The sequence below is a fragment of the Nonomuraea zeae genome (genome assembly GCF_005889725.1).
Taxonomy (GTDB): Bacteria; Actinomycetota; Actinomycetes; order Streptosporangiales; family Streptosporangiaceae; genus Nonomuraea; species Nonomuraea zeae.
Genome location: NZ_VCKX01000255.1, coordinates 1 through 17,657, shown reverse-complemented (window position 1 = coordinate 17,657; position 17,657 = coordinate 1). Strand labels below are relative to the sequence as shown.

Genomic DNA, 17,657 nt, shown 5'->3' with positions numbered 1-17,657 from the left:
CGGTGAAGGGGATCGGCGGGTACCACCTCGCGGTCCTGGCCACCGACGAGCGCGCGGTCGCCGAGCTGCGGCGGCGCAAGCGGCGCCCGGACCAGCCGTTCGCGCTCATGGTGGCCGACCTGGAGGAGGCGCGGCGGCTGTGCGAGGTGGACGACGCGGCGGCCGCGCTCCTGACCGGACGCGCTCGCCCCATCGTCCTGCTCCCACGCCGCACACACACGACGACGGCGGTCGATGCGGCGGCCCTCGCGCAGGCTGGTGCGGTGGCGGACGCAGAGGCCGATGAGATGGCCAGCGGGGTGGCGGGGGCGGATGTCCGTGGGAAAGCGGGCACGGAGGTCCGTCGGGTGGCCGGTGGGATGGCGGGTGCTGAGGCCGGTACCGAGGCCGGCGGGGTGAGGGGTGCGGTGACGGGTGGAGAAGGGAACTGCCGGGTAGCCGAAGGGGTCGCGCCGGGTAGCCGCCACCTCGGGCTCATGCTGCCCTACACCCCGCTGCACCACCTGCTCCTCGCGGAGATCGCCGCCCCCATAGTCCTGACCAGCGCGAACGGCTCCGGCGAGCCCATCGTGCACGACGACGGCGACGCCCTGGCCCGCCTCGGCGGCATCGCGGACGCGTTCCTGATCCACGACCGCCCCATCCAGCTGCGCGCCGACGACTCGGTCGTGCGCCCCTTCAGAGGGAAGGGGATGCTCCTGCGACGCTCGCGCGGCCACGCCCCCAGCCCCTTCACGCTGCCCTGGACGGCCCCCCGCCCGATACTCGGCTGCGGCGCCGCGCTGAAGAGCACGTTCTGCCTGGCGAAGGGGCGGCACGCGATCGTCTCCCCGCACATCGGCGACCTGGAGAACTACGAGACCCTCCGCTCGTACGCCGAAGGGATCGAGCATTTCTCGGCCCTGTTCGACCTGCGTCCCGAAGTGGTGGCGCACGACCTGCACCCCGACTACCTGTCCACCAAGCACGCCATGAGCCTGCCGGAAGTGGAGCTGGTCGGCGTGCAGCACCACCACGCCCACATCGCCGCCTGCCTGGCCGGCCACGGCGAGGACGGCCGGGTGATCGGCGTCGCTTTCGACGGGCTCGGCTACGGCCCCGACGGGACCCTGTGGGGCGGCGAGTTCCTCGTGGCGGACCTGGCCTCGTACGAGCGGGCCGGGCACCTGGCGTCCGTGCCGATGCCCGGCGGGGCCGCCGCGATCAGGCAGCCGTGGCGCATGGCCGCCGCGTACCTGGAGGGCGACGGTGACGGCCTGGCCGTGGCCCGGCGCAACCGGCCGCGCTGGGATCAGGTGATCGCGCTGGCCGGGCAGGGCGGGCTCGGCGCGCCGCTGACGTCGAGCGCGGGCCGGTTGTTCGACGCCGTGGCGGCGCTGATCGGCGTACGGGACACGGTCACGTACGAAGGGCAGGCCGCGATCGAGCTGGAGCAGTTCGCCGACCCCGGCGAGCGCGGCGGCTACCCGGCGGCCGTCCACCGCGCGGAGGGCCGGCTCGTGGCGGCGGGCTCGGACCTGGTCCGGGCCGCCGCGGCGGACCTGGCCGCGGGCACCGGCCCGGACGTCATCTCCGCCCGCTTCCACAACGGCGTGGCCGATCTCGTCGTACGCTGCTGCCGGATGCTGCGCGAGGCGACGGGACTGGCCACGGTCGCTCTGTCGGGCGGCGTTTTCCAGAACGTGCTGCTGCTGGGCCGGACCATCGACGGGCTGGGCGGCGCGGGATTCAGGGTCCTGACCCACACCGGCGTCCCGGCCGGCGACGGCGGCATCAGCCTCGGCCAAGTGGCCGTCGCCGCCGCCAGAGACCGGCTCGGCCCTTTCGGCGGTCAGCCCCCGAAGTAGGCCGGCTCCTACGGCGATCAGTCCCCGGCGCGGGCCGGTTCGTCCTGGTGAGGCCATGGGGCGGAGCCGACCACCGTCCCGTACAGGAGATGGTCGGCCAGCAGCGCCAGCCGCTCCGCCCCCGACGGGCTGCGGCGCGGCAGCCCGAGCGCCGGGGCGATGGTCGTCTCGAAGGCGGCCCAGATCGCGATCCCGTAGACCGGCCCCGCCCACGACCGGCCGCGCACCGCGGACGGCAGCAGCCCGAACACCAGCCCGCCGACCGCCCCGTACCCCCAGTGCGCCAGCTCGACCATCGCCGGGAGGCGCTTGGAGGGCATCCGGCGGGTCATCCGCGGCGCGGCGCGTTCGAGGACGGCCTCGGGAGGCACCTTCTTCACCAGGCCCACGGCCGTGGTGAACTGCCGCAGACCGGACATCGCCATGGCCCCGATCGCGCCGCGCGCGCAGGCCCGCGGCAGCGATCGCCGGGGCCGGGCGGCCGGACGTTCGTGCAGGTCATCGGATGAACGGGTACGGGAAGGGACAGTCTGCACCATGGTTTACAACCTTCGTGAGTACGGGTAAGTCCGCTACGTAGAGTTGCAGGTCGTCTACCGGAAGTCACGGGGCCTAAACCTCTGCAGTGCCGATAAGGGGCCATAAGGGGGCTTGGGCCATGGCATCCACACGAACACCGACCGCCCTGGACGAAGTACACGTCTTGTGGACGTCCGAGGGCATGAGCTGTGACGGCGACACCGTCTCCGTCACCGCCGCCACGCTGCCGAGCCTTGAAGACGTCCTGCTCGGACTCGTGCCGGGGCTGCCCAAGGTGATCCTGCACAACAAGGTGCTGGCCACCGAGGTGGGCGAGGCCTTCATGGCTCCCTTCCACCAGGCGCATCAGGACGAATTGGGGCCGTTCATCCTGGTGGTCGAAGGCTCCATCCCCAACGAGAAGATCAACGGTGACGGCTACTGGACGTCGATGGGCAACGACCCGCACACGGGCGAGCCCATCACGGTCAACGAGTGGATCGACCGGCTCGCGCCCAAGGCGTGGGCGGTCATCGCGATCGGCACCTGCGCGGCCTACGGCGGCATCCACGCGATGGCCGGCAACCCGACCGGCTGCATGGGCCTGGCCGACTACCTGGGCAGCGACTTCCGCTCAGCGGGCGGCCTGCCCATCGTCAACGTGCCAGGCTGCCCCGTCCAGCCGGACAACTTCACCGAGACGCTGACCTGGCTGCTCTATCAGGCGGCGGGGCTGGCCCCGACCATCCCGCTGGACGACATGCTGCGTCCGACCTGGCTGTTCGGCAAGACGGTGCACGAGGGCTGCGACCGGGCCGGCTACTACGAGCAGGGCGACTTCGCCCACGACTACAACTCGCCCAAGTGCCTGGTGCGCGTCGGCTGCTGGGGCCCGGTGGTCAACTGCAACGTGACCAAGCGCGGCTGGATGGACGGCGTCGGCGGCTGCCCCAACGTGGGCGGCATCTGCATCGGCTGCACCATGCCCGGCTTTCCCGACAAGTTCATGCCGTTCATGGACGAACCCCCCGGCGGATCGGCGTCGGCCGCGATGAGCAGCGCGTACGGCTCGCTCGTCCGCAAGCTCCGCTCGATCACGAACAGTTCTGCCAACGAAGAGCCGAAGTGGCGGCACAACCGCCGCAAACTGACCAGCGGGTACGACCCGCGCTGGGGAAATAGTTGATAGGGAGCGCGGCGAAGTGACGACCCGGACGGCGGGGACCCCTCAGCAGACGGGCCAGGCCCGCGAGCTGGTGGAGATGTCCTGGGACCCGATCACCAGGATCATCGGAAACCTGGGCATCTATACCAAGATCGATTTCAACAACCGCGAAGTCGTCGAGTGCAAGAGCACCTCGTCGCTGTTCCGCGGCTACAGCGTGTTCATGAAGGGCAAGGACCCGCGTGACGCGCACTTCATCACCAGCCGCATCTGCGGCATCTGCGGTGACAACCATGCGGTGTGCTCGATCTACGCCCAGAACATGGCGTACGGCGTCAAGCCGCCGCCGCTGGCCGAGTGGATCATCAACCTGGGCGAAGCGGCCGAGTACATGTTCGACCACACGCTCTTCCAGGACAACCTGGTCTTCGTCGACTACTGCGAGCAGATGGTCAAGGAGACCAACCCGAGCCTGCTGCGCCGGGCCGAGACGACCCTGGCGCCCAACTCCGGGGTCCACGGTTACCGGACGATCGCCGACATCATGCGCGCGTGCAACCCGTTCAGCGGCGACCTCTACCGCGAGGCGCTGCAGGTGAGCCGGGTCACCCGGGAGATGGTCTGCCTGATGGAGGGCCGGCACGTGCATCCGTCGACGCTCTACCCGGGCGGCGTCGGCACCGTGGCGACCCCTCAGGTGTTCACCGACTACCTGGTCCGGCTGCTGCGCATCCTCGACTTCGTCAAGAAGGCCGTCCCGATGAACGACGACCTCTTCGACTTCTTCTACGAGGCGCTGCCCGGCTACGAGGAGGTCGGCCGCAGGCGCGTGATGCTCGGCTGCTGGGGCGCCTTCCAGGACCCCGAGGTCGTCGACTACGACTACCGCAACATGAACGAGTGGGGCCGCCGGATGTTCGTCACGCCGGGCATCGTCCTGGACGGCGAGCTGCTGACGACGAACCTGGTGGACATCAACCTCGGCATCAGGATCCTGCTGGGCAGCTCCTACTACGACGACTGGGCCTCCGAGACGACGTTCGTCTCCCACGACCCGCTCGGCAACCCGGTGGACCAGCGCCACCCGTGGAACCAGACGACGCTGCCCAAGCCGCAGAAGCGCGACCTGGAGCACGGCAACTACAGCTGGGTGATGAGCCCCCGCTGGTACGACTCCCGCTCCGGCGACCACCTGGCGCTCGACACCGGCGGCGGCCCGCTGGCCCGGCTGTGGTCCACGGCGCTGGCCGGGCTCGTCGACACCGGCACCGTGCGCGCGACCGGCCACAGCGTGGAGATCAACCTGCCCAAGAGCGCGGGCTTCCCCGAGATGCAGCTGGAGTGGGAGATCCCGCGCTGGGCGAACACCCTTGAGCGCAACCGCGCCCGCGCCTACTTCGTGGCCTACGCGGCCGGGATGGCGGTGTACTTCCTGGAGCAGGCGATGGCCGAGGTCAGGGCCGGGCGCACGCAGGTGTTCACGGACTTCGACGTGCCGGAGGACGCGATCGGGTGCGGCTTCCACGAGGCCGTGCGCGGCGTGCTGTCGCATCACATGGTGGTCCGCGACGGCAAGATCGCCAACTACCATCCGTACCCGCCGACGCCGTGGAACGCCAGCCCGCGCGACGTGTACGGGACGCCGGGGCCGTACGAGGACGCGGTGCAGGGCTTGCCGATCTTCGAGGAGAACGGCCCCGACTCCTTCAAGGGCATCGACATCATGCGCACCGTACGCAGCTTCGACCCGTGCCTGCCGTGCGGCGTCCACATGTACCTCGGCGGCGGCAAGGAGCTCCGGCAGGTGCACTCGCCGACGTTCGGCGCGAGCGCCGGCGGGTGGGGGACGGGCGGATGAACGAGCGCATCGGCCGGATCGAGGCCATGCTCGACGAGGCCGGACCGGCCGCGATCGAGCTCGTCAAGGAGCTGCTCGACCTCTACGGCGAGGGGCTGGGGCGGGTCATGACGCTCGTGGGGGAGGAGCCGGCGGCCCGGCTGGCCGCCGACGAGCTGGTCTCGCCGCTGCTCCTGCTGCACGATCTGCACCCGCTGGACACCAGGGCCCGCGTCGAGGCGGCACTCGCCGGGGAATCCGCCGACGTGCTCGCGATCGACGGAGACCTCGTACGCCTGCGCGTCCGGCCGACCGGCTGCCGCTCCTCGGCGGCCGCGCAGGCGCCGGCCCTACGCGCGGCGGTACGCGCCGCGGCCCCGGAGATCGAACGGGTCGAGATCGAGCTCGAACACGCCGAGCCGCCCCTCATCCCGCTCGACACCCTGACCGTCCGCGAGGCACCTCGGGCCGACGGCCTGACCGCCTGCGAGACGTCCCAGGCCGAGGGCGGCTGCCGGACCGTACACGCCGGCACGCGGGCACCATGAGCGGCCGGTTGCGGCGGCTCGCCACCCAGGCGCGCGAGCAGCCGTCACAAGAGGCGTCGCCACCGCGGCGTGAGGAGGAGCGGCAGCAGTGCGCGCTGTGCGGCGAGCCGCTGCCCGCCGCCCACCGCCACCTGCTGGAGCTGCCCGCCCGGGAGCTGCGCTGCGCGTGCCGGGCCTGCCAGGTGCTGTTCGACCACGCGGCGGCCGGCGGCGGCCACTACCGCCTGCTGCCCGAGGACCGCCGCCGGCTGACCGGCTTCGCCCTGGACCATCCCGCCTGGGCGCGGCTGCGCGCTCCCGTACGCACGGTGTTCCTGGTGCGCGACTCGGCCTCGGAGGAGGTCGTCCAGTTCTACCCGAGCCCGGCGGGGGCGGTGCGCGCGGCCGTGGACCAGCAGGCGTGGGCCGCGCTGTGCCTCGACCATCCGGTGCTCGCCCGCCTGCGGCCCGATGTCGAGGCGCTGCTCGTCGACCAGGACCACGGCGTGTGGACCGTCCCCGTGGACGACTGCTACGCGCTCGTCGGCACGATCCGCACCCACTGGCGCGGCCTGACCGGCGGCCGGGAAGTCCGTGAGCGCGTCACCGAATTCTTCACCGCCCTCGGCGAGCGGGCCGTCACCGTGCCGGCCGCCGACGACTCCAGGAGCTCAGCGTGAGCAAGAAGCAGCAGCCGATCAGGACGGGCCACCGCGACGTGCGCCCCGACGCCACCTCACACGTCAAGGGCGTCAAAGAGGGCAACGCCACCGGCAACTACGACAAGCAGGACGGCCACCTGCCCGACGGCCGCTCCACGTCCAGGCGCTCGACCGGCATCAACCCGGCCAAGCACGACCCGATCGACCCCGACATGCCCAACCTGTCACCCGCCTGATCGCCCCGGACATGCCACCGACGACGAGCACGCCACCGACCATGCCGCCCACCACGCCACCGACCACGCCACCAGCCGCGCCACCGACCACGCCGCCTACCGCGCGACCGGCCATGGCGCCGACGTCGGCGCCGGCCCTGCGGATCGAGGTCCGCGGCGTCGAACCCGTCGCGCCGGCCGTCGTGCCCGCCCTGTGCTTCTCCCTGGGCGTCCACGCCTCGCCCGGCTCCGCCCCGGGCACCGCCGCCCCGCACGGGCACGACGGCGAGCCGCCCGAGGTCAGGGCGCTCACGCTGACCACCCAGGTCCGCATCGACGCCACCGCCCGCGCCTACGACGAGGACGCCCGGCTGCGGCTCAAGGAGCTGTTCGGCCCGTCCGAGACGTGGGACCGCAACCTGTCCAGCCTGCTCTGGACTCAGACGGTCACCCACGTGCCCGCCTTCACCGGCAGCACGATCGCGCCGGTCACCGTGCCCTGCACCTACGACTTCGACGTGGCCGCCACCAAGTACCTGCACGGCCTGCCCGACGGCGAGGTGCCGCTGCGGCTGCTGTTCACCGGCACGGTCTTCTACCTGGACGACGGCCGCCTCCAGGCGGCCTGCCTGCCGTGGGACACCGAGGCGGGCTTCCGCATGCCGGTGAGCGTGTGGAAAGAGCTCATGGACCGCCACTTCCCGCGCACCGCCTGGATCCGGCTGGAGCGCGACACGTTCGACCGCCTGTACGCGCACAGGACCCGGCACACCCTGCCCGGCTGGGACGACGCGGTGCGGTCATTGCTGGAGACGAGCGGAGGCTGACCAGGCATGGACCATGTACGGCAGATCGCGCAGGCCGTCCTGTACGAGGGCTACCTGCTGTGGCCGTATCGGGAGTCGTCGCTGAAGAACCGGCACCGCTGGACCATCGGCGGCGTCCACCCCGAGGCCTACGGCAGGGCGCACGACGGCAACCCGTGGCGGATGCGCACGGAATGCCTCGTCGAGGCCGAGCCAGGCGACACGGTGGACGTCCGCGTGCGCTTCCTGCACGTCGTCACGCGCGGCGTACCGGATAAGGACGGTCTGGAGCAGGACGTACCGGAGCAAGACGGCCCGGAGCGGGACGGACCGGAGCGGGACGGACCGGACGCCGGCGCTCGCCGCCCGTCCGGCGAGGAGGCGCAGGAGCGCGAGCTCAGCATGCCCGGCCTGCTCCTGGAGGAGCTGCCGCACGACCCCGTCCGCACCACGATCGACATCCCCGCCGGCCGGCAGCGCCGGCCGCACGCGGGGGCAGTGACGCTGTGCGGCTGGGAGGCGCTGTCCGGCCGGATCGAGGTGAGCGCGCAGTCGCTGCGGCCGGGCCTGTTCCGCGTCGCGGTCGAGGTGGTCAACACCACGCCCTGGCCGGGCGGCGCCCGCGGCGACGCGATGCGCCGCACCCTGGTCTCCGCGCACACCGTCCTGTACGCCCCGCGGGCCCGGTTCGTCTCGCTCATGGATCCGCCGGACGACCTGCGGGAGCACGCCGAGGGCTGCCGCAACGAAGGCGTCTGGCCGGTGCTCGCGGGCCCGGAAGGCGACCGGCACACCGTGCTGGCCGCGCCGATCATCCTGTACGACCACCCCCAGATCGCCCCGGAAAGCCCGGGAGACCTGTTCGACGCCACCGAGATCGACCAGCTCCTCACGCTGGGCGTGCTGGCACTCAGTGACCAGGAGCAGCAGGAGATCCGCGAGGGCGACCCGCGGGCCCGCGAGATCCTCGACCGCTGTGCCGCGCTCACCCCCGACGACCTGATGCGGCTGCACGGTCTCATGCGCAGGACGGGGCCGCGGGCATGACCGAGTTCTGGACGCGGATGGCCGGGCGCGGCCCCGGCGAGGTGATCGTGGGCGGTACCGCGGTCGGCCCCGGCAGCCGGGTGCGGCTGCGGCCGAGGAGCCAGGCCGACATCTTCGACCTCGTGCTCGACGGCTGCGAGGCCATCGTGGAGAGCGTCGAGCAGAGCGAGGACGGCAGCCTGCACGTCGCCGTCACGCTCGCCGGAGATCCGGGCCGCGACCTCGGTGAGGCCCGCATGCCGGGACACCGGTTCTTCTACTCCGCGGAGGAGATCGAGCCGCTGGGCGAGCACGACGGGCGCCCGGCCGGCGGCCGGATCCTGGTCGCCGGCATCGGCAACGTCTTCCTGGGGGACGACGGCTTCGGCGTCGAGGTGGCCCGCCACCTGGCGGACCAGCCGGAGATCCCGGGCGTGGACGTCGTCGACTTCGGCATCCGCGGCATGGACCTGGCCTACGCCCTGCAACGGGACTACACGGCCGTGATCTTCGTGGACGCCGCCCCGCGCGGCCACGCGCCCGGCACGCTCACCGTGCTCGAACCCGAGCCGCCGCCGGACGACGACGCGCCGGTGGCGGGGCACAGCATGGACCCGGTGAGCGTGCTGCGGCTGGCCGCGCGGCTCGGCCGGCTGCCCGCACTGGTGCGGGTCGTCTGCTGCGAGCCCGCCACCGTGGACGAGGCCCTGTTCGAGCTGAGCGAGCCCGTACGCGCGATGGTCGGCGAGGCCGCCGGTCTAGTGAAGGCCCTGGTTATGGACATGATTGCGGAAAGTGCCGGTCCGAGCTCCCGCGATCGGCTAGCGCAGTGAGGTGTTGTGAGATGAGGAAATCGCGCATGGTGAAGCTGCTCGCGCTCGGCGGGCTGGCGGCCATCGTCATCCACCAATGGCCGGAAATCCACCGGTATCTGAAAATCAAGCGAATGTAGGGCGGCATGCACGAGATCGGGATGTGCGAAGGCCTCGTCGAGCTGATCGAGCAGCAGGCGATGGGCAGGCGGGTCACGTCCGCCCGGGTACGCGTCGGCGCCCGGCACGCGGTCGTGGACGACGCCTTCGGGCAGGCGTTCGCGGTCGCCGCCACCGGCACCGCCGTCCAGGACGCCACGGTGGAGCTGGTCGTCACGCCGATGACCGTCGGCTGCGGCGCGTGCGGGAGCCGTTCGGAGTCGGTCGACCCGCTGGCCGCCTGCCCCGTCTGCGGTGACGACGGCGTGCAGCTCAGCGGCGGCGACGAGCTGGTCCTGGAGTCGGTCTCCTTCGGCGAGGAGGCGCCCGATGTGTCTCGGCATCCCAGGTGAGCTCGTCGGCTTCCTCGACGAGCACGCCGACCTGGCCACGGTGGACGTCAGCGGCGTGCGCCGGCGGGTCAACATCGGCCTGCTCGCCGACGAGGGGCTGCAGCTCGGGGACTGGGTGCTGGTGCACGTGGGGTTCGCGCTGTCCAGGATCTCCGAACAGGAGGCCCAGGCCGTGCTCGACTACCTGCACGGGCTCGGGCAGCCGTACGAGGACGAGATGGACGCGCTGCGTGGCTCGGACATCGGATGAGCCGCACCGATCTTAGGGGGACCGATGCGGTTCGTCGATGAGTACCGTGATGCCGGCCGCGCGCGGGCGCTGGCCGAGCAGATCGCCGCGAGCTGCCGGCCCGGGCGCCGGTACACGTTCATGGAGGTGTGCGGCGGACACACCCACACCATCTACAAGCACGGCCTGGAGGATCACCTGCCGCCCGAGGTCAACCTCGTGCACGGCCCCGGCTGCCCGGTCTGCGTGATCCCGATGGGGCGGGTGGACGACGCCATCCACATCGCCCGCCAGCCCGATGTGATCATGACGTCGTTCGGCGACATGATGCGGGTGCCCGGCGGCACGGGCTCGTTCCTGGACGCCAAGGCGGCCGGGGCCGACATCCGGATGGTGTACTCGCCGCTGGACGCGCTCAAGATCGCGCGGGCCAACCCGGACCGGCGGGTCGTGTTCATGGCCATCGGTTTCGAGACCACCGCGCCGTCCACCGCCATGACCGTGCTGCGGGCCGAGGCCGAGGGCCTGACGAACTTCTCCGTCTTCTGCAACCACGTCATGATCATTCCGGCGATCAAGGCCATCCTCGACTCGCCGGACCTGCGCCTCGACGGATTCATCGGGCCGGGCCACGTCTCGGCGGTGATCGGCTGCCGGCCGTACGAGTTCATCGCCCGCGACTACGGCAAGCCGCTGGTGGTGGCCGGGTTCGAGCCGCTGGACATCCTGACCTCGGTCCACATGCTGCTCGGCCAGCTCGCCGCGGGCCGCTGCGAGGTGGAGAACCAGTACGCCCGCGTGGTCCCGTGGGCCGGCAACCACATCGCGCTGTCGGCCATCGGCCGGGTGATGCGGCTGCGGCCGCACTTCGAGTGGCGCGGGCTCGGCTTCATCGCCCACTCCGCGCTGGCCATGGCGGGCGAGTACGCCGCCTTCGACGCCGAGCGGGTCTTCGACCTGCCCGGGCTGCGCATCGCCGATCCCAAGTCGTGCCAGTGCGGCGAGGTGCTCAAGGGCGTGCTCAAGCCGTGGGAGTGCAAGGTGTTCGGCACCGCCTGCACGCCGGAGACCCCGATCGGGACCTGCATGGTCTCCTCCGAGGGCGCCTGCGCCGCGTACTACAACTTCGGGCGGTTCAGCCGGGAGCGGATGACCGCGGCGGCGCGCGAGCCGCTGGCAGAGGAAGCGAGCCGGACGTGATCCAGGAGCAGCAGGTGCTCGACCGCATCGAGCGGATGCGGCGCCGCAAACCCGTCGTCAGGGAGGAGCGCATCACGCTCGCCCACGGCGCAGGGGGCAAGGCCACCCAGACCCTGATCGAGGCCGTCTTCCTCGAGGCCTTCCGCAACCCGATGCTGGCCCCGCTGGAGGACGGCGCGCTGCTGCGGATCGGGAGCGAGCAGACGGCGTTCACCACCGACTCCTACGTGGTCTCGCCGCTGTTCTTCCCCGGCGGGGACATCGGCGACCTGGCCGTCAACGGCACCGTGAACGACCTGGCCATGTGCGGCGCGCGGCCGGTCCACCTGTCGGCGGGCTTCATCCTGGAAGAGGGCTTCCCGGTCGCCGACCTGCGGCGGATCACCACCTCGATGGCCGAGGCGGCCTCGGCCGCCGGGGTCACGATCGTCACCGGCGACACCAAGGTCGTCCAGCGCGGCAAGGCCGACGGCTGTTACATCACCACCGCCGGGGTCGGGCTCGTCGAGCACCCCGTCACGCTGTCCGCCTCGCGCGCGCGGCCCGGGGACGCCGTCATCGTCTCCGGGCCGATCGGCGCGCACGGCGCCGCCATCATGCTGGCCAGGGGCGAGTTCGACCTCGAAGCGTCGATCGCCTCCGACACCGCGCCGCTGTACGGCATCGTCTCCGACCTGCTGAACGCGCTGCCGCAGCACGTCAGGTGCCTGCGGGACGCCACCAGGGGAGGGGTGGCGACCGTGCTCAACGAGGTGGCCCGCGCGTCGGAGGTGGCCGTGGTGCTCGACGAGGAGCAGATCCCGGTGGCCCCCGAGGTGACCGGCGTCTGCGAACTGCTCGGCCTCGATCCCCTCTATGTCGCCTGCGAGGGCCGCTTCGTGACGGTGGTCGACGCCGAGCACGCCGGGCAGGCGCTCGACGTGCTGCGCGCCCACCCGCTGGGCGCCGAGGCCGCGATCGCCGGCACGGTCGCCGCCGACCCGCCGGGGCTCGTCCTGCTGCGCACCGCGTTCGGCGGCACCCGGGTGGTCGACGTCCTCGTCGGCGACCCGCTACCGCGCATCTGCTGAGACCAGCTCGGCCAGCACGTGGTAAAGCGTGGCCTGCGCCTCCTGGATGCGGTGCACCGACGACGACGGGACGACGAACAGGTGCTCGGCCGGCCCCTCCCCGGCCATGCGCCCGCCGCCCGCGCCCGCGAAGCCGACCGTCACCATTCCCAGGCTCGCGGCCTGGGCCAGCCCGTGCAGCACGTTCGCCGAGCCGCCGCTGGTCGACAGCGCGAAGGCGACGTCGCCCGGGCCGCCGAGCGCGGCGAGCTGGCGGGCGAACACCACCTCGAACCCGACGTCGTTGCCGAGCGCGGTCACGAACGCCGAGTCGGCGGCCAGCGACACCGCGGGCAGGCCGCGCCCGGTGAAGAGCGCCGCCACCGACTGCGCGTCCGTGCTGCTGCCGCCGTTGCCGAAGGCGAACAGCCGCCCGCCGCCACGGAAGGCGGCGGCCAGCGCCGCCGCGCACCGGACCAGCGGGGCTTCCATCTCCTGGAGCACCCGCTGCCGCAGCTCCATGCTCTCGCGCGCCTTCGCGGCGGTGGAGGCCGTCACGTCGAGCGGGTCCCGCCGCAGGAACGGATAGAGCGTGTCCGTCACAGGTCCTTCTTTCCGGGCAGCGTCCCCGTCACAGGTTTCGTTCTTGAGCGGTGTCCTCGTCACGCGTCTTCCTCTCCGAGCACGGCGATCGCTTCGCCGGCGTGCACCAGCACGGTGTCGCCGACCCGCGCCGACACCAGGGCCACGCTGATCTCCTCGGTGCCCGAGCCGGTGTCGGCCCTGGCCAGCCCGTCGGGCAGCAGGCCGACGACCCGCACGCGCACCGCGACGTCGCCGCACGTCACGCACGAGTCGCAGGTGTCCTCCCGGTCCTCGCTCACGCCCGCGCCCCCAACCCCAACTCCGGCTCCAACTCCGGCTCCGACTCCAGGAGCACGTGCACCAGCTCCCACAGCAGGTGGTAAACGGTGACGTGGATCTCCCGCGCGACCAGCGGATCCGCGCTGCGCGCCGCCAGGACGTGATCCGCGTCCCCGCACGTCTCGCCCATCGTCAGGGCGACGGTCAGCATGCCGAGCGCGCGGGCGGCGGCGAGGTCGCCGGCCGCCGGCCGGATCCCGACGGCGATGTCCTGCGGCCGCCCCCAGATCGGCAGCAGCGCGGGCTGCGCGCCCAGGCAGAGCGCGGGCAGCGCCGGCTTGCCCACGATCACCGGATGGGTGAACTCCACCGCCACGTGCGCCGCGTCCGCCGCCGCATCGGTGGCCGCCGTCTCGGCGCGGCCGAAGGTCAGCAGCCGCCCGCCGCGCCTGAACCGCGCCGCCATGGCCGCCGCGGCCCCGGCGACCGCGCCGACCTCCGACACCAGCGCCAGCCCGGCGGCCTCCCGGCCGGCCCGGATCTCATCGAGCACTTCGGCATCCCCGCCTTCCCCCGCGATCCACGACTGCGTCCATTCCACCGTGACGCGGCCCGGACGGCGTGATCCAGCCCGCAACCTCTTCGGCAAGGTCCCGGCAAGACTCCCCACCGGCGAGCGACCACACAGCGAGCGACCACACGGCGCACACGGTGGCCGTCTCCCGCCATCAACCGATCGGTGGATTCTCAGATCATCCGCATCCACCCCAGATCATGACCGGCAGGGCGATCCCTGCCGTGAGCTGGAAAATCATGATTGATGCATGGCAGTCATCGACGTCACCGACCTCACCAAGAGGTACGCGGACCACACAGCCCTCGACGGCGTCTCGTTCTCCGTCGAGGAAGGCGAGATCTTCGGCCTCCTCGGCCCCAACGGCGCCGGCAAGACCACCGCTGTCGAATGCGTGGAGGGCCTGCGCCGGGCCGACAGCGGGTCCATCCGGGTGCTCGGCCTCGACCCCGTCAAGGACGGCCGCGCGCTGCGCGAGCGCGTCGGCGTGCAGCTCCAGGACACGCAACTGCCCGAGAACATCAAGGTCTGGGAGGCGCTCGACCTGTACGCCTCCTTCTACGCGCAGCCCCGCGACTGGCGCGAGCTGCTGACGCAGTGGGGTCTGGCCGACAAGCGCAACGCCCGATTCGGCAAGCTGTCCGGCGGCCAGAAGCAGCGCCTGTTCATCGCCCTCGCCCTGGTGGGCGGCCCGCGGGTGGCCTTCCTCGACGAGCTCACCACCGGGCTCGACCCGCAGGCCCGCCGCGCCACCTGGGAGCTGATCAAGCAGGTGCGCGCGTCCGGCGTCACCGTCGTCCTGGTCAGCCACTTCATGGACGAGGTGGAGGAGCTCTGCGACCGTGTCGCCGTCTTCGACCGGGGCGGCATCGTCGCCACCGGCAGCCCGGCCGAGCTGATCGACGGGGTCGACGCCGAGCACCAGCTGCGGTTCACGCTGATGGCAGGGGACACCAGCGACCCGGCCGCCCTGCTGCGCGGGCTGCCCGGCGTCTCGGGCGTGACGCGCAGCGGCAACCAGGTGACCGTCACCGGCCGGGGCGACTTCGCCACCGCCGTCACCTCGGCCCTGGCCCGCAACCTCGTCCCCGTCGCCGACCTGCGCATCGACAAGCGCACGCTCGAAGACGCCTTCGTCGCCCTGACCGGCCGCTCGATGCACCTCTGAGGAGATCCAGACATGTCCGTCATCACCAAACTCACCACGGTCGAGCTCAAGCTGCTGACGCGCGAGCCCGGCGCCGTCTTCACGATCCTCATCCCGCTGTTCATCCTGATCGTCTTCGGCAGCTCGATCGGGCCGGGCGACACGGTGCTGCTGCCGATGACGCTGGCGATCGCCGTGGGGCTCGTGGCCCTGTACCAGCTGCCCACCACCCTGGCCGCCTACCGCGAACGGGGCATCCTGCGCCGCCTGTCCGCCACCCCGGTCCGTCCGTCCGGCCTGCTGGTGGTGCAGCTCATCCTGCAGCTCGTCCTCGCGCTGGTCACCTGCGGGCTGCTGCTCGCCGTCGCCGGCACCGTCCTGGGCGCGCACGTGCCCGCCGAGATCGGGACGGCCGCCGTGGTCTTCCTGCTCGGCACGGCCGCGATGTTCGCGATCGGCCTGCTGATCGCGGCGGTGGCGGCGAACGGGCGGGCCGCGAACGGGGTGGGCGTGCTGCTGTACTTCCCCATGGCCTACCTGGCCGGGCTGATGCAGCCGGTGGACCAGATGCCGGTTATCCTGGCGAACGTCGGCGAATATACCCCTTTGGGAGCTTTCAGGCAGGCCCTCCAGGAAGTCTGGGCAGGTGTGTCGCCGAGCCCCCTGCTGCTGGGCGTCATGGCCGCGTACGCGGTGATCGTCAGCCTTGCCGCCGCCAGGTTCTTCCGCTGGGAGTGAGGATGACGACAGGGACGGCCACGCGGCTGGACCGATGGGAACAGCTGCTGGAACGGCTCCTGGGCGCGGTGCCGTACCTGCTGCTGGCCGTCTCGATGACGCTGTCCTGGCTCACCGAGGACCGCCCGTGGACGTACCGGCTCGCCACGCTCGGCCTCGCCGGGCTCGCCGGGGCGTGGATCGCGGTGCTGGCCCCCGCCGGCCGGTCCCGCCACCCGAACGTCTACGTGACCGGCCTGGTGATCCTGATCGGGGTGCTCTGCACGCGCGGGGTGTGGTTCGCCGGCTTCTTCGCCTTCACCGGATACCTCCATTCCTGGAGTCTGCTGAGCGGCAAGCGGAGGTTCGTCGGCGTTGCGGCCACGGCGGCGATCTGCGTCACCGCCTACAGCGGCGGGCTGCCCGGCACCCCGTCCGCGATCCTCACCCACGTGTTCTTCGTCGCCGCGATCGTGGCGGGGGTGAGCCTGTTCAGCTTCGTCGGCGACGTCACGGCCGAGCGCAGCGCCGAGCGGAAGACGACGGTGGCGCGGCTGGAGGAGGCGTTGCGGGAGAACGCCGGCCTGCACGCCCAGCTCCTCGTCCAGGCCCGCGAGGCGGGCGTGCTCGACGAGCGCCAGCGCATGGCGGGGGAGATCCACGACACCCTCGCCCAGGGGCTGACCGGCATCATCACCCAGCTCCAGGCGGCCGCCCACACCCACGAGGACCCCTCCTCCTGGCGGCGGCACCTCGACAACGCGATGAGCCTGGCCCGCGAGAGCCTGGCCGAGGCCCGCAGGTCCGTGCACGCCGTCCAGCCGGGCCCGCTGGAGTCCGCGCCGCTGCCCGCCGCGCTGGCCGAGATCGCCGCGAAGTGGTCGGAGCTGGCCGGGGTGCGCGCTGAGGTCACCACCACCGGCACGGTACGGCCCCTGCATCCGGAGGTGGAGGCGACCCTGCTCCGCATCGCCCAGGAGGCCCTGGCCAACATCGCCAAGCACGCGGGGGCCGCGCGCGCCGGGCTGACCCTGTCGTACATGGAGGACGTGGTCAGCCTGGACGTGCGCGACGACGGCAGCGGCTTCGACCAGGCGCGCGCCCTCGACGGGGGCGGCTACGGCCTGGCGTCGATGCGCAAGCGGGTGGCCCGCCTGGCGGGCGCCTTCGCGATCGAGTCCGAGCCCGGCGGCGGCACCGCGATCTCCGCCGTCGTCCCGGCCATCACCACCACCGCCCCCGCCGGCACCACCACCGTCCCCCCTGCCGTCACCGAGGAGAGCCCGAGTGCCTGAGGCCCCGATCCGGCTGCTGATAGCCGACGACCACCCGATCGTCCGCGACGGCATCCGCGGCATGTTCGCCGGCGACCCGGGCTTCGAGGTGCTGGCCGAGGCCGGCGACGGCGCCCAGGCGGTCGAGCTGGCCCGGGTGCTGGAGCCCGATGTGATCCTCATGGACCTGCGGATGCCCAGGATGGACGGGGTCACCGCCATCAGGGAGCTGGCCAGGCTGGGGCTCAAGGCACGCGTGCTCGTCCTGACCACGTACGACACCGACAGCGACGTCCTGCCCGCCATCGAGGCCGGCGCGACCGGCTACCTGCTCAAGGACGCCCGGCGCGAGGACCTGGTACGTGCCGTCGCCGCGGCGGCCCGCGGCGAGGCGGCGCTCGCCCCGTCGGTGGCCACCCGCCTGCTCGGCCAGGTGCGTGCCCCCGCCGACCCGCTGAGCGCGCGGGAGCTGGAGATCCTGAGCCTGATCGCGCAGGGCACCACCAACCGCGAGGCGGCCGCCCGCCTGTTCATCAGCGAGGCCACGGTCAAGACGCACGTGCTACACATCTACGCCAAACTGGGCGTCAACGACCGCGCCGCCGCGGTCGCCGTCGCCTTCCAGCGCGGCCTGCTCCCACTGAGCCCGCCCGCCACCTGAGCCCGCCACCTGAG

22 protein-coding genes are annotated in these 17,657 nt (G+C 72.2%); 18 read left to right on the top strand and 4 right to left on the bottom strand.

Annotation, left to right across the window (positions count from 1 at the left end):
• The coding region (locus ETD85_RS47885; protein WP_138696510.1) for a carbamoyltransferase HypF at positions 1-1,847 on the top strand (1,847 nt) is incomplete at its 5' end.
• Between the two features lie 17 nt (positions 1,848-1,864).
• Here ETD85_RS47885 and ETD85_RS47880 read toward each other — a convergent pair.
• Positions 1,865-2,386: a DUF1440 domain-containing protein gene (locus ETD85_RS47880; protein WP_240779913.1), complete on the bottom strand. Its 522-nt coding sequence runs from the start codon at positions 2,384-2,386 to the stop codon at positions 1,865-1,867.
• Positions 2,387-2,505: 119 nt separating this feature from the next.
• Between ETD85_RS47880 and ETD85_RS47875 the strand changes: the two genes are divergently transcribed.
• The 13 genes from ETD85_RS47875 (at position 2,506) to hypE (ending at position 12,427) form a co-directional block, all read left to right on the top strand.
• On the top strand, positions 2,506-3,552 hold the full coding sequence (locus ETD85_RS47875) for an NADH-quinone oxidoreductase subunit B family protein (RefSeq protein ID WP_138696509.1): 1,047 nt from the start codon (positions 2,506-2,508) through the stop codon (positions 3,550-3,552).
• A 16-nt stretch (positions 3,553-3,568) separates the two neighbouring features.
• Positions 3,569-5,389, top strand: coding sequence for a nickel-dependent hydrogenase large subunit (locus ETD85_RS47870; RefSeq protein WP_240779912.1), 1,821 nt, complete (start codon positions 3,569-3,571; stop codon positions 5,387-5,389).
• Positions 5,386-5,916, top strand: a complete 531-nt coding sequence (locus ETD85_RS47865) for a hypothetical protein (protein WP_138696508.1) — start codon at positions 5,386-5,388, stop codon at positions 5,914-5,916. The genes ETD85_RS47870 and ETD85_RS47865 overlap by 4 nt, the downstream gene beginning before the upstream one ends.
• Complete coding sequence (locus ETD85_RS47860) at positions 5,913-6,575, top strand: DUF5947 family protein (RefSeq protein WP_206059334.1); 663 nt, start codon at positions 5,913-5,915, stop codon at positions 6,573-6,575. Before ETD85_RS47865 ends, ETD85_RS47860 begins: the two co-directional genes overlap by 4 nt.
• The gene (locus ETD85_RS47855) at positions 6,572-6,793 is read left to right on the top strand and encodes a hypothetical protein (protein ID WP_240779911.1); all 222 of its coding nucleotides are present in this window, start codon (positions 6,572-6,574) and stop codon (positions 6,791-6,793) included. The genes ETD85_RS47860 and ETD85_RS47855 overlap by 4 nt, the downstream gene beginning before the upstream one ends.
• A gap of 113 nt (positions 6,794-6,906) precedes the next feature.
• Positions 6,907-7,599: a DUF6084 family protein gene (locus tag ETD85_RS47850; RefSeq protein WP_138696507.1), complete on the top strand. Its 693-nt coding sequence runs from the start codon at positions 6,907-6,909 to the stop codon at positions 7,597-7,599.
• Positions 7,600-7,605: 6 nt separating this feature from the next.
• Complete coding sequence (locus tag ETD85_RS47845) at positions 7,606-8,625, top strand: hypothetical protein (RefSeq protein ID WP_206059333.1); 1,020 nt, start codon at positions 7,606-7,608, stop codon at positions 8,623-8,625.
• Positions 8,622-9,437, top strand: a complete 816-nt coding sequence (locus tag ETD85_RS47840) for a hydrogenase maturation protease (RefSeq protein ID WP_240779910.1) — start codon at positions 8,622-8,624, stop codon at positions 9,435-9,437. Before ETD85_RS47845 ends, ETD85_RS47840 begins: the two co-directional genes overlap by 4 nt.
• A 26-nt stretch (positions 9,438-9,463) precedes the next feature.
• Positions 9,464-9,556 carry a DUF6893 family small protein gene (locus tag ETD85_RS67750; RefSeq protein WP_379507797.1) on the top strand — a complete coding sequence of 31 codons (93 nt, stop codon included), beginning with the start codon at positions 9,464-9,466 and terminating at the stop codon, positions 9,554-9,556.
• A 6-nt stretch (positions 9,557-9,562) separates the two neighbouring features.
• The gene (locus tag ETD85_RS47835; protein ID WP_138696506.1) at positions 9,563-9,928 is read left to right on the top strand and encodes a hydrogenase maturation nickel metallochaperone HypA/HybF; all 366 of its coding nucleotides are present in this window, start codon (positions 9,563-9,565) and stop codon (positions 9,926-9,928) included.
• Positions 9,906-10,178 (top strand): HypC/HybG/HupF family hydrogenase formation chaperone, encoded by a 273-nt coding sequence (locus ETD85_RS47830; protein ID WP_138696505.1) that lies wholly within the window; start codon positions 9,906-9,908, stop codon positions 10,176-10,178. Before ETD85_RS47835 ends, ETD85_RS47830 begins: the two co-directional genes overlap by 23 nt.
• Before the next feature lie 24 nt (positions 10,179-10,202).
• Positions 10,203-11,357: a hydrogenase formation protein HypD gene (hypD, locus tag ETD85_RS47825; RefSeq protein WP_138696504.1), complete on the top strand. Its 1,155-nt coding sequence runs from the start codon at positions 10,203-10,205 to the stop codon at positions 11,355-11,357.
• A complete protein-coding gene (gene hypE, locus ETD85_RS47820) occupies positions 11,354-12,427 on the top strand; it encodes a hydrogenase expression/formation protein HypE (protein ID WP_276617381.1) in 1,074 nt (357 codons plus the stop codon). Before hypD ends, hypE begins: the two co-directional genes overlap by 4 nt.
• Here the strand turns inward: hypE and ETD85_RS47815 are convergent.
• From ETD85_RS47815 to ETD85_RS47805, 3 genes are read right to left on the bottom strand one after another with little or no spacing between them, the layout of a single operon-like run.
• Positions 12,410-13,009 (bottom strand): D-sedoheptulose-7-phosphate isomerase, encoded by a 600-nt coding sequence (locus ETD85_RS47815; protein ID WP_240779909.1) that lies wholly within the window; start codon positions 13,007-13,009, stop codon positions 12,410-12,412. The genes hypE and ETD85_RS47815 overlap by 18 nt on opposite strands.
• A gap of 59 nt (positions 13,010-13,068) precedes the next feature.
• On the bottom strand, positions 13,069-13,290 hold the full coding sequence (locus ETD85_RS47810; protein WP_138696503.1) for a HypC/HybG/HupF family hydrogenase formation chaperone: 222 nt from the start codon (positions 13,288-13,290) through the stop codon (positions 13,069-13,071).
• Positions 13,287-13,823 carry a phosphoheptose isomerase gene (locus tag ETD85_RS47805; protein WP_240779908.1) on the bottom strand — a complete coding sequence of 179 codons (537 nt, stop codon included), beginning with the start codon at positions 13,821-13,823 and terminating at the stop codon, positions 13,287-13,289. The genes ETD85_RS47810 and ETD85_RS47805 overlap by 4 nt, the downstream gene beginning before the upstream one ends.
• Before the next feature lie 271 nt (positions 13,824-14,094).
• Between ETD85_RS47805 and ETD85_RS47800 the strand changes: the two genes are divergently transcribed.
• From ETD85_RS47800 to ETD85_RS47785, 4 genes are read left to right on the top strand one after another with little or no spacing between them, the layout of a single operon-like run.
• The gene (locus tag ETD85_RS47800; protein WP_138696502.1) at positions 14,095-15,012 is read left to right on the top strand and encodes an ABC transporter ATP-binding protein; all 918 of its coding nucleotides are present in this window, start codon (positions 14,095-14,097) and stop codon (positions 15,010-15,012) included.
• 12 nt (positions 15,013-15,024) lie between these two features.
• Positions 15,025-15,729, top strand: coding sequence for an ABC transporter permease (locus ETD85_RS47795; RefSeq protein ID WP_206059332.1), 705 nt, complete (start codon positions 15,025-15,027; stop codon positions 15,727-15,729).
• Between the two features lie 2 nt (positions 15,730-15,731).
• Positions 15,732-17,003: a sensor histidine kinase gene (locus ETD85_RS47790; RefSeq protein ID WP_138696501.1), complete on the top strand. Its 1,272-nt coding sequence runs from the start codon at positions 15,732-15,734 to the stop codon at positions 17,001-17,003.
• Positions 16,996-17,643, top strand: a complete 648-nt coding sequence (locus ETD85_RS47785; protein WP_138696500.1) for a response regulator — start codon at positions 16,996-16,998, stop codon at positions 17,641-17,643. Before ETD85_RS47790 ends, ETD85_RS47785 begins: the two co-directional genes overlap by 8 nt.
• Positions 17,644-17,657: the final 14 nt, after the last annotated feature.

Excerpts from the sequence above, each read along its gene's own strand:
- ETD85_RS47850 (WP_138696507.1), top strand. The coding sequence starts at position 6,907 with ATGGCGCCGACGTCGGCGCCGGCCCTGCGGATCGAGGTCCGCGGCGTC.
- ETD85_RS67750 (WP_379507797.1), top strand. The coding sequence starts at position 9,464 with ATGGTGAAGCTGCTCGCGCTCGGCGGGCTGGCGGCCATCGTCATCCAC.
- hypD (WP_138696504.1), top strand. The coding sequence starts at position 10,203 with ATGCGGTTCGTCGATGAGTACCGTGATGCCGGCCGCGCGCGGGCGCTG.
- ETD85_RS47835 (WP_138696506.1), top strand. The coding sequence starts at position 9,563 with ATGCACGAGATCGGGATGTGCGAAGGCCTCGTCGAGCTGATCGAGCAG.
- ETD85_RS47845 (WP_206059333.1), top strand. The coding sequence starts at position 7,606 with ATGGACCATGTACGGCAGATCGCGCAGGCCGTCCTGTACGAGGGCTAC.
- ETD85_RS47875 (WP_138696509.1), top strand. The coding sequence starts at position 2,506 with ATGGCATCCACACGAACACCGACCGCCCTGGACGAAGTACACGTCTTG.
- ETD85_RS47880 (WP_240779913.1), bottom strand. The coding sequence starts at position 2,386 with ATGGTGCAGACTGTCCCTTCCCGTACCCGTTCATCCGATGACCTGCAC.
- ETD85_RS47795 (WP_206059332.1), top strand. The coding sequence starts at position 15,025 with ATGTCCGTCATCACCAAACTCACCACGGTCGAGCTCAAGCTGCTGACG.
- ETD85_RS47800 (WP_138696502.1), top strand. The coding sequence starts at position 14,095 with ATGGCAGTCATCGACGTCACCGACCTCACCAAGAGGTACGCGGACCAC.
- ETD85_RS47865 (WP_138696508.1), top strand. The coding sequence starts at position 5,386 with ATGAACGAGCGCATCGGCCGGATCGAGGCCATGCTCGACGAGGCCGGA.
- ETD85_RS47860 (WP_206059334.1), top strand. The coding sequence starts at position 5,913 with ATGAGCGGCCGGTTGCGGCGGCTCGCCACCCAGGCGCGCGAGCAGCCG.
- ETD85_RS47790 (WP_138696501.1), top strand. The coding sequence starts at position 15,732 with ATGACGACAGGGACGGCCACGCGGCTGGACCGATGGGAACAGCTGCTG.
- ETD85_RS47830 (WP_138696505.1), top strand. The coding sequence starts at position 9,906 with ATGTGTCTCGGCATCCCAGGTGAGCTCGTCGGCTTCCTCGACGAGCAC.
- ETD85_RS47840 (WP_240779910.1), top strand. The coding sequence starts at position 8,622 with ATGACCGAGTTCTGGACGCGGATGGCCGGGCGCGGCCCCGGCGAGGTG.